This window comes from Salmonella enterica subsp. enterica serovar Typhimurium str. LT2 (assembly GCF_000006945.2).
GTDB lineage: Bacteria > Pseudomonadota > Gammaproteobacteria > Enterobacterales > Enterobacteriaceae > Salmonella > Salmonella enterica.
On the sequence record NC_003277.2, the window covers coordinates 84221 to 93933 of the forward strand.

The window sequence follows — 9713 nt, forward strand, 5'->3', positions numbered from 1 at the left end:
TGTTCTTTATTTTCTGAAAAAACGAAAGTAACGGTTAGTTATTTATTCAAATTAATTCCCCGTCCGGACTGATAATCTTTCTTTGGAATAACATCTATGAGCTTTAATGCGAAGGATATGACCCAGGGCGGTCAGATTGCGTCCATGCGTATTCGCATGTTCAGTCAGATCGCCAACATTATATTTTACTGCCTGTTTATTTTCTTCTGGATACTCGTCGGCCTAGTGTTATGGGTGAAACTCAGCTGGCAGACGTTTGTGAATGGGGGTATCTACTGGTGGTGTACCACGCTTGAAGGAATGCGGGATTTAATTAAATCCCAGCCTGTCTATGAGATCCGGTATTACGGCCAGACGTTCCGGATGAACGCCGCTCAGGTTCTGCAGGACAAATACACGGTCTGGTGTGGGGAGCAACTGTGGTCGGCCTTTGTTCTGGCCGCCTGTGTGGCGCTGGTTATCTGCCTGATTACATTTTTTATGACCACATGGATTCTGGGACGTCAGGGAAAACAGCAGAGTGAGGATGATGTTACCGGAGGACGCCAACTTACCGACAATCCGAAAGACGTTGCCAGAATGCTGAAAAAAGACGGAAAAGCGTCCGATATCCTGATTGGCGATTTGCCAATCATTAAGGATTCAGAGATTCAGAACTTTTTGCTCCACGGGACAGTCAGTACCGGTAAGTCTGAAATCATTCGCCGGCTGGCTAACTATGCCCGTCAGCGCGGCGACATGGTGGTGATGTACGATCGTTCCTGTGAGTTTGTCAAAAGCTACTACGACCCGTCCATCGATAAAATTCTCAACCCCTGTGACGCGCGGTGTGCCGCATGGGATTTATGGCGGGAATGCCTCACCCTGCCGGATTTTGATAATGCGGCGAATACCCTGATCCCGATGGGCACGAAGGAAGATCCGTTCTGGCAGGGTTCCGGACGGACCATTTTTGCTGAAGCGGCATACCTGATGCGTAATGACAGCGACCGCAGCTACAGTAAGCTGGTTGACACGCTGCTTTCAATCAAGATTGAAAAACTGCGAACCTACCTGCGTGATTCCCCGGCGGCCAACCTGGTGGAAGAAAAAATCGAGAAGACGGCCATTTCCATCCGGGCTGTGCTGACCAACTACGTAAAAGCCGTCCGCTATCTTCAGGGGATCGAGCGTAACGGTGAACCGTTCACCATCCGTGACTGGATGCGTGGTGTACGTGAAGATCAGAAGAATGGCTGGCTGTTTATTTCTTCAAACGCTGACACACATTCTTCCCTGAAGCCGGTGATTTCCATGTGGCTGTCCATTGCCATCCGGGGCCTGCTGGCGATGGGAGAGAACCGTAACCGTCGGGTGTGGTTCTTCTGTGATGAGTTGCCCACGCTGCACAAGCTGCCCGACCTCGTGGAAATTGTCCCGGAAGCCCGTAAATTCGGGGGCTGCTATGTCTTTGGTATTCAGTCCAGTACACAGATGGAGGATATCTATGGCGAGAAAGCGGCGGCAACCCTGCTGGATGTGATGAACACAAGGGCCTTTTTCCGCTCACCCAGCTATAAGATTGCCGACTATGTCGCCCATGAGATTGGTGAAAAAGAGATCCTGAAAGCCAGTGAGCAGTATTCCTATGGTGCCGATCCCGTTCGTGACGGGGTGTCGACCGGTAAAGAGATGGAGCGTGTCACACTGGTCAGCTACTCCGATATTCAGTCACTGCCCGACCTGACCTGTTATGTCACGCTGCCCGGACCCTATCCGGCAGTGAAGCTGGCCCTGAAATACCAGGAACGTCCCAAAGTGGCGCCGGAGTTTATTCCCCGGGAAATGAATCCGGAGGCGGAAGCCCGTCTGAGCGCCGTTCTGGCTGCAAGGGAAGCCGAGGTACGTCAGATGTCCAGCCTGTTTGAACCGGATACAGAAGCGGTTGCGCCGACAGCAGCAGAAGCGCAGGCTGAACAGCCGCAACAGCCGCAACAGCCGCAACAGCCGCAACAGCCGCAACAGCCGCAACAGCCGCAACAGCCGCAACAGCCGCAACAGCCGCAACAGCCACAGCCCACGGTTGTCAGCGATAAAAAATCAGCAGCGGCGGGTACCGCCGTGAATACGCCTGCAGGCGGTGTCGGACAGGAACTGAAAATGAAGCCGGAAGACGAAGAGCAGCCACTGCCCCCCGGGATTAATGCGTCCGGTGAGGTGGTGGACATGGCGGCGTATGAGCGCTGGCGGCAGGAGCAGGAGGTGAATACTCAGCAGCAGATGCAACGGCGGGAGGAGGTGAATATCAACGTTCACCGTGGGCACGGAAAGGATGAACCGGAGCCGGGAGATGATTTCTGATGGCGGTATCAGCTCCAGTCCTCAGTTCTCAGTCCACCCACACGTTCAAACTCCCGGGTGTTGTTCGTGACAACAATCAGTCCCCGGCTGCGTGCGTGACCGGCAATCATCTGATCGAATGGCCCGACAGGGCGTCCCTGACGGGCAAGCTCTGCCCTGATCTGCCCCGTATGGGTGGCGGCCGGCGTGTCATAATCCAGAACATCAAGTCGGGAAACAAACCCCTCTATCACAGCGAGATTTCTTTCGGGCATCTGGCTTTTTTCGGCGCCGTAAATCAGCTCCATCAGGGTGACCGAGCTGATACACATTCTCCCCTGGTTCAGGTTAAAACGCTCCCTGACGCTGGCAGGTTTGTTTTTTATCGTGAAAATGCAGATGTTAGTATCCAGCATAAACTTCAGCATCAGAATGATTCCCGTTCCTGCACAGAGGGTTGTTCCCGGTTATCCATAAAATCGGCGCTGACGTTGTTCCCGTCGAACCATTCATCCCACGATTCTCCGGCCGGCGTGATAATTCGGGTTCGCCCGACAGCGATAACTTCCACACGTTTTACATTTTCCGGCAAAGCCACTGCTTTTGGCAGTCTGACCGCCTGGCTGCGGTTACTGAGAAATACGCTGGTTTCCATCATGTGCCTCCTTACAGGGATATGTCTTACGTATATCCATTATGGTTTTTGTGATGGGATATGTCAAAGGGATATACATTTATGATGAGTATTGCGCAGGTCCGGTCGGCGGGAAGTGCCGCCGGTTATTACAGCGACAGGGATAACTACTACGTGCTGGGCAGCATGGAAGAGCGCTGGGCCGGAAAAGGCGCGGAGCAGCTGGGGTTGCAGGGCACCGTCGATAAGGAGGTGTTCACCCGGGTACTGGAAGGCAGACTGCCCGACGGGGCTGATCTGAGCCGGCAGCAGGATGGCGGCAACAAACACCGCCCCGGCTATGATCTGACCTTCTCTGCCCCCAAAAGTGTTTCCCTGATGGCCATGCTGGCCGGTGATAAACGCCTGACTGAGGCACACAACCAGGCGGTGGATATCGCTGTCCGTCAGGTGGAGGCGCTGGCCTCCACCAGGGTGATGACGGACGGACAGTCAGAAACGGTGCTCACCGGTAATCTGGTGATGGCGCTGTTCAATCATGACACCAGTCGTGACCAGGAGCCGCAGTTGCATACCCATGCTGTGGTGGTCAACGTCACGCAGCATGACGGGGAATGGAAGACCCTGAGCAGCGATAAGGTGGGCAAAACGGGATTTATCGAGAATGTCTATGCTAACCAGATAGCCTTCGGGAAGATTTACCGCGCGGTGCTGAAAGAGAAGGTTGAAGCGCTGGGCTATGAAACGGAAGTGGTCGGTAAGCACGGTATGTGGGAGATGCCCGGTGTCCCGGTGGAGGCCTTTTCCAGCCGTTCGCAGGCCATCCGAGAGGCGGTCGGGGAGGATGCCTCGCTGAAATCCCGGGATGTGGCGGCGCTGGATACGCGTAAATCCAAACAGCATGTCGATCCGGAAGTGAAAATGGCTGAGTGGATGCAGACCCTGAAAGATACCGGGTTTGATATCAGCGCATACCGTGAGTCTGCGGACAGGCGGGCGGAAATACAGGCAGCACAGCCTGTTCCGTCACAGGAGCAGCCGGATATTCAGCAGGCGGTGACGCAGGCCATTGCCGGATTAAGCGACCGGAAGGTTCAGTTTACGTATACCGACGTGCTGGCCAGAACGGTCGGCATGCTGCCGCCGGAAGCCGGCGTGATTGAGAAAGCCCGGGCCGGGATTGATGAGGCCATCAGCCGCGAGCAGCTTATCCCCCTCGACCGGGAGAAAGGACTGTTCACCTCCGGTATTCATGTGCTCGATGAGCTGTCTGTCCGGGCACTCAGCAGCGATATCATGAAGCAGAACCGGGTGACCGTCCATCCGGAGAAGAGCGTGCCCCGCACGGGAAGTTACAGCGACGCGGTGAGTGTCCTGGCTCAGGACCGCCCGTCACTGGCCATTATCAGTGGTCAGGGCGGTGCTGCCGGTCAGCGGGAGCGGGTGGCGGAACTGACGATGATGGCCCGGGAGCAGGGGCGTGAGGTGCAGATTATTGTCGCTGACCGCCGTTCGCAGACAAACCTGAAGCAGGATGAACGTCTGTCCGGTGAGCTGATAACCGGGCGTCGTCAGTTGCAGGAGGGCATGTTATTTTCCCCGGGCAGTACCGTTATTGTCGACCAGGGGGAAAAGCTGTCCCTGAAGGAGACTCTGACCCTGCTGGATGGCGCGGCGCGTCATAACGTCCAGGTGCTAATTACCGACAGCGGTCAGCGCACCGGTACCGGCAGCGCGCTGATGGCCATGAAGGAGGCCGGCGTGAACAGTTACCGCTGGCAGGGCAGGCAGCAGACCCCGGCGACCGTTATCAGCGAGCCGGACCGGAATGTCCGCTATGCCCGGCTGGCCGGGGATTTTGTGGCTGCGGTGAAAGCCGGGGAAGAGAGCGTGGCACAGGTCAGCGGCATGCGTGAACAGGCCATACTGGCGGGGATGATACGCAGTGAGCTGAAGACGCAGGGGATACTCGGGCAGCAGGACACCATGATGACCGCCCTGTCACCGGTCTGGCTGGACAGCCGGAACCGTTACCTGCGCGATATGTACCGTGAAGGGATGGTGATGGAGCAGTGGAACCCGGAGAAACGGTCCCATGACCGGTATGTGATTGACCGGGTGACCGCACAAAGTCACAGTCTGACCCTGCGGGATGCGCAGGGAGAGACGCAGATGGTGCGGATTTCAGCCCTGGACAGCAGTTGGTCACTCTTCCGACCGGAGAAGATGCCGGTGGCAGACGGTGAGCGTCTTATGGTGACGGGAAAAATTCCCGGGCTTCGCGTCTCCGTCGGCGACCGGCTGCAGGTATCTGCGGTGAACGATGGCGTGATGACGGTGACGGTACCCGGCAGGGCTGAACCGGCTTCCCTGCCGGTGGGGGATTCCCCGTTCACGGCGCTGAAGCTGGAAAACGGCTGGGTGGAAACACCCGGGCATTCCGTCAGTGACAGTGCGAAAGTTTTTGCTTCCGTCACACAGATGGCGATGGACAACGCCACCCTGAACAGTCTGGCCCGCAGCGGCCGGGATGTCCGGCTGTATTCCTCACTGGATGAGACCCGCACTGCTGAAAAACTCTCCCGTCACCCGTCTTTTACGGTCGTTTCTGAGCAGATAAAGGCGCGTGCCGGTGAGGTATCGCTGGAAACCGCCATCAGCCGCCAGAAAGCCGGGCTTCACACGCCGGCACAGCAGGCCATTCACCTTGCCCTTCCGGTGGTGGAAAGTAAAAACCTGGCATTCAGTCAGGTGGACCTGCTGACGGAGGCGAAGTCGTTTGCTGCAGAGGGAACCGGTTTTGCTGACCTGGGACGGGAAATTGATGCGCAGATAAAACGGGGCGATTTACTGTATGTGGATGTGGCAAAAGGTTATGGCACAGACCTGCTGATTTCCCGTGCGTCGTATGACGCTGAAAAGAGTATTCTGCATCATATCCTTGAGGGCAAGGAGGCGGTCACGCCACTGATGGAGAGGGTACCCGGCGAACTCATGGAGACTCTGACATCCGGACAGCGTGCCGCCACCCGTATGATACTCGAAACGAAAGACCGTTTCACCGTGGTACAGGGTTATGCCGGGGTGGGCAAGACCACCCAGTTCCGGGCGGTGATGTCAGCGGTGAACCTGCTGCCGGAGAGTGAGCGTCCCCGCGTCGTGGGGCTGGGACCGACCCACAGGGCGGTCGGGGAGATGCGCAGTGCCGGCGTGGAAGCACAGACGCTGGCGTCCTTTCTGCACGACACGCAACTGCAGCAGCGCAGCGGTGAAACGCCGGATTTCAGCAACACGCTGTTCCTCCTTGATGAGAGTTCGATGGTGGGCAACACCGATATGGCGCGGGCATACGCCCTGATTGCGGCCGGTGGTGGTCGTGCCGTGGCGAGCGGTGACACGGACCAGCTGCAGGCCATCGCACCCGGCCAGCCTTTCCGCCTGCAGCAGACGCGCAGCGCGGCTGATGTGGCCATCATGAAGGAGATTGTACGCCAGACACCGGAACTGCGGGACGCCGTGTACAGCCTGATTAACCGGGATGTGAATAAGGCACTGTCCGGGCTTGAAAACGTGAAGCCGGTTCAGGTTCCCCGCCTGAAGGGGGCATGGGCGCCGGAAAACTCGGTGACGGAGTTCAGCCGTCTGCAGGAGCGGGAACTGGCGAAAGCCGCACAGGAGGCGGAGAAAAAGGGCGAAGCCTTTCCGGATGTGCCCGTGACGCTGTATGAGGCCATTGTCCGCGACTATACCGGCAGAACGCCGGAAGCCCGGGAGCAGACGCTGATTGTCACGCATCTGAATGAGGACCGTCGGGTGCTGAACAGCATGATTCAGGATGCGCTGGCGAAACCGGGTGAGCAGCAGGTCACTGTCCCTGTACTGACCACCGCGAATATCCGTGACGGGGAACTGCGCCGTCTGTCCACCTGGGAGGCGCATCCGGGGGCGCTGGCCCTGGTGGATAATGTGTATCACCGGATTGCCGGTATCAGTAAGGAGGACGGGCTGATTACCCTGGAAGATAAGGCGGGTAACACCCGCCTTATTTCCCCCCGGGAAGCAGCGGCAGAGGGCGTCACACTATACAATCCGGAAACTATCCGGGTGGGGGCCGGTGACCGGATGCGTTTCACGAAGAGTGACAGGGAACGCGGGTATGTGGCCAACAGCGTCTGGACGGTGACGGCGGTTTCCGGTGACAGCGTCACGCTGTCAGACGGGAAACAGACCCGCGTGGTGCGTCCCGGGCAGGACAGGGCAGAGCAACATATTGACCTGGCGTATGCCATCACCGCCCACAGTGCGCAGGGGGCCAGTGAGACGTTTGCCATTGCGCTGGAGGGAACCGAAGGGGGCCGGAAACAGATGGCCGGTTTTGAGTCGGCGTATGTGGCGCTGTCGCGTATGAAGCAGCATGTGCAGGTGTACACCGACGACCGTCAGGGTTGGGTTAAGGCCATCAACAGTGCGGAGCAAAAGGGCACGGCCCATGACGTGCTGGAGCCTAAATCAGAGCGTGAGATGATGAACGCAGAGCGCCTGTTCAGCACCGCCCGGGAACTGCGGGACGTGGCCGCCGGCCGTGCCGTGCTGCGCAACGCCGGACTGGCGCAGGGAGACAGCCGGGCGCGTTTTATTGCACCGGGGCGCAAGTATCCGCAGCCGTATGTGGCGCTGCCGGCGTTTGACCGTAACGGTAAATCCGCCGGTATCTGGCTGAACCCGCTGACAACGGATGACGGTGCCGGGCTGCGGGGATTCACCGGGGAAGGTCGGGTGAAAGGCAGTGAAGAGGCGCAGTTTGTGGCCCTGCAGGGCAGTCGTAACGGCGAAAGCCTGCTGGCTGGTAGCATGCAGGATGGCGTCCGGATTGCCCGGGAGAACCCCGACAGCGGCGTGGTGGTGCGAATTGTCGGTGACGGGCGTCCATGGAATCCCGTCGCCATTACCGGCGGCAGGGTGTGGGGCGATATTCCTGACAGTAACGTGCAGCCCGGCGCGGGGAACGGGGAGCCGGTCACGGCAGAGATTCTGGCACAGCGGCAGGCAGAAGAGGCAGTCCGCCGTGAAACAGAACGCCGTGCGGATGAGATTGTCCGTAAAATGGCTGAGGACAAATCTGACCTGCCGGAGGAGAAAACCGCGCAGGCGGTCAGGGAGATTGCCGGCCAGGAGCAGGACAGAATGACCCCGCCTGAACGGGAACCCCCGCTGCCGGAGAGTGTGCTGCGCGAACCACAAAGGGAGCGGGAGACCATCCGGGAAGTGGCGCGGGAAAACCGGGGCCGGGAGCGGCTGCAGCAGATGGAGCAGGAGATGGTGCGTGACCTGCAGAAAGAGAAAACCCCTGGCGGGGACTGATACGGGAAGATAAACCACGATGACGATGGATAACGCCACACGTAACGATTCGCGGGCAGTCCGGGTGGATACCCGGCTGCAGCGACTGCTGGCCTGGTCGCCGGGACAGAGAGATCTCATCAAAACCGTGGCGCTGCTGCTGATGGTGGCTGACCATATTAACCGTATCCTGCACCTGAACCAAGAGTGGCTGTTTCTGGCCGGGCGCGGGGCGTTTCCGCTGTTTGCCCTGGTGTGGGGGCTGAACCTGTCCCAGCATACGCATATCCGCCAGTCTGCGATTAACCGGCTGTGGGGATGGGCGGTTATCGCGCAGTCCGGATATTTTCTGGCGGGATTTCCGTGGTATGAAGGGAATATTCTGTTTGCCTTTGCGGTGACCGCGCAGGCGCTGAAGTGGTGTGAGCAGCGCTGCCTGTTTCACTCTGCGGCCGCGCTGTTACTGCTGACGGCGTGGATACCCCTGTCCGGAACCAGCTACGGCGTTGCCGGCGTGCTGGTGCTGGTCATCTGTTACCGGCTGTACCGGACCACAGATACTGAAGAACATCTGGCGCTTGCGGCCTGCCTAGTGGTGGCCGTCCCCGCGCTGAATCTGGTCACCAGTGATGCCGCGGCGGTGGCAGGACTTCTGGTGACCGGGCTGACGGTATGGCTTGTTTCGCTGACAGGCAAATCACGGCCCCGGTTCTGGCCGGCTGATTTTTTCCCGGTATTCTACACCTGCCATCTGGCTGCCCTGGGCGTTCTGGCGATGTGACGGGTGTGGTATCTTTGGCGGTATGAGCAGGATTTGGCAGGGGCAGCATACAGCATGACTGAGCAGAAACGACCGGTACTGACACTGAAACGGAAAACGGATGGGGAAGCGCCGGCCCGCAGCCGCAAAACCATTATTAACGTCACCACGCCCCCGAAGTGGAAGGTGAAGAAACAGCAGCTGGCTGACAGGGCTGTCCGGGAAGCGTCACTGGCAGAAAAAAAAGCCCGGGCAAGAAAAGATCTGTCCATCTACCTGCGATTTCAGTCAGTGGAGGAAGCGGTCAGCACGCTGAAACCCTGGTGGCCGGGGCTGTTTGACGGCGACACGCCCCGTCTTTTCGCCTGTGGCGTGCGTGAGGCGCTGTTTGAGGACGCCTCCAGGCGTGGTATCCCGCTGTCACACAAAAAGATAATCCGTGCGCTGAAAGCGATTGCCCGTTCTGAAGCATATCTCAGCGCGATGAAAGCCGGGGCCTGCCGATATGACACGGAAGGGTATGTGACGGAGCATATTACCGTGGAGGAAGAACAGTACGCGCTGGCGCGACTGGCAAAGGTCCGGGCGCAGAACGCCAGAAAAGCGGAACTCCGCGCGGTGCTGGCGCAGACGGTCTGAACCGGAGAAGCCCAGTATAAT

7 protein-coding genes and 1 other gene are annotated in these 9713 nt (G+C 58.5%); 5 read left to right on the top strand and 3 right to left on the bottom strand.

Features of this window, described 5'->3' with window-relative positions; translation table 11 throughout:
- Nucleotides 1–96: 96 nt before the first annotated feature.
- Nucleotides 97–2340 (top strand): conjugative transfer: DNA transport, encoded by a 2244-nt coding sequence (traD, locus tag PSLT104; RefSeq protein ID NP_490588.1) that lies wholly within the window; start codon nucleotides 97–99, stop codon nucleotides 2338–2340.
- A complete protein-coding gene (gene trbH / locus PSLT105) occupies nucleotides 2340–3059 on the top strand; it encodes a conjugative transfer (RefSeq protein NP_490589.1) in 720 nt (239 codons plus the stop codon). The genes traD and trbH overlap by 1 nt, the downstream gene beginning before the upstream one ends.
- Nucleotides 2349–2747 carry a homologue of mvpA, Shigella flexneri gene (locus PSLT106; protein NP_490590.1) on the bottom strand — a complete coding sequence of 133 codons (399 nt, stop codon included), beginning with the start codon at nucleotides 2745–2747 and terminating at the stop codon, nucleotides 2349–2351. The two genes, trbH and PSLT106, sit on opposite strands and share 399 nt — an antisense overlap.
- Entirely contained in the window at nucleotides 2747–2977 is a 231-nt protein-coding gene (locus PSLT107) for a putative cytoplasmic protein (protein ID NP_490591.1), read from the bottom strand. The two genes, trbH and PSLT107, sit on opposite strands and share 231 nt — an antisense overlap. The genes PSLT106 and PSLT107 overlap by 1 nt, the downstream gene beginning before the upstream one ends.
- Nucleotides 3056–8314 (top strand): conjugative transfer: oriT nicking-unwinding, encoded by a 5259-nt coding sequence (gene traI, locus PSLT108; RefSeq protein NP_490592.1) that lies wholly within the window; start codon nucleotides 3056–3058, stop codon nucleotides 8312–8314. The genes trbH and traI overlap by 4 nt, the downstream gene beginning before the upstream one ends.
- Nucleotides 5086–5655: gene (locus PSLT109) on the bottom strand. The genes traI and PSLT109 overlap by 570 nt on opposite strands.
- Nucleotides 8315–8333: 19 nt before the next feature.
- Nucleotides 8334–9074, top strand: a complete 741-nt coding sequence (gene traX / locus PSLT110) for a conjugative transfer: fimbrial acetylation (protein NP_490593.1) — start codon at nucleotides 8334–8336, stop codon at nucleotides 9072–9074.
- 54 nt (nucleotides 9075–9128) lie between these two features.
- The gene (gene finO, locus PSLT111; RefSeq protein NP_490594.1) at nucleotides 9129–9692 is read left to right on the top strand and encodes a conjugative transfer: regulation; all 564 of its coding nucleotides are present in this window, start codon (nucleotides 9129–9131) and stop codon (nucleotides 9690–9692) included.
- Nucleotides 9693–9713: the final 21 nt, after the last annotated feature.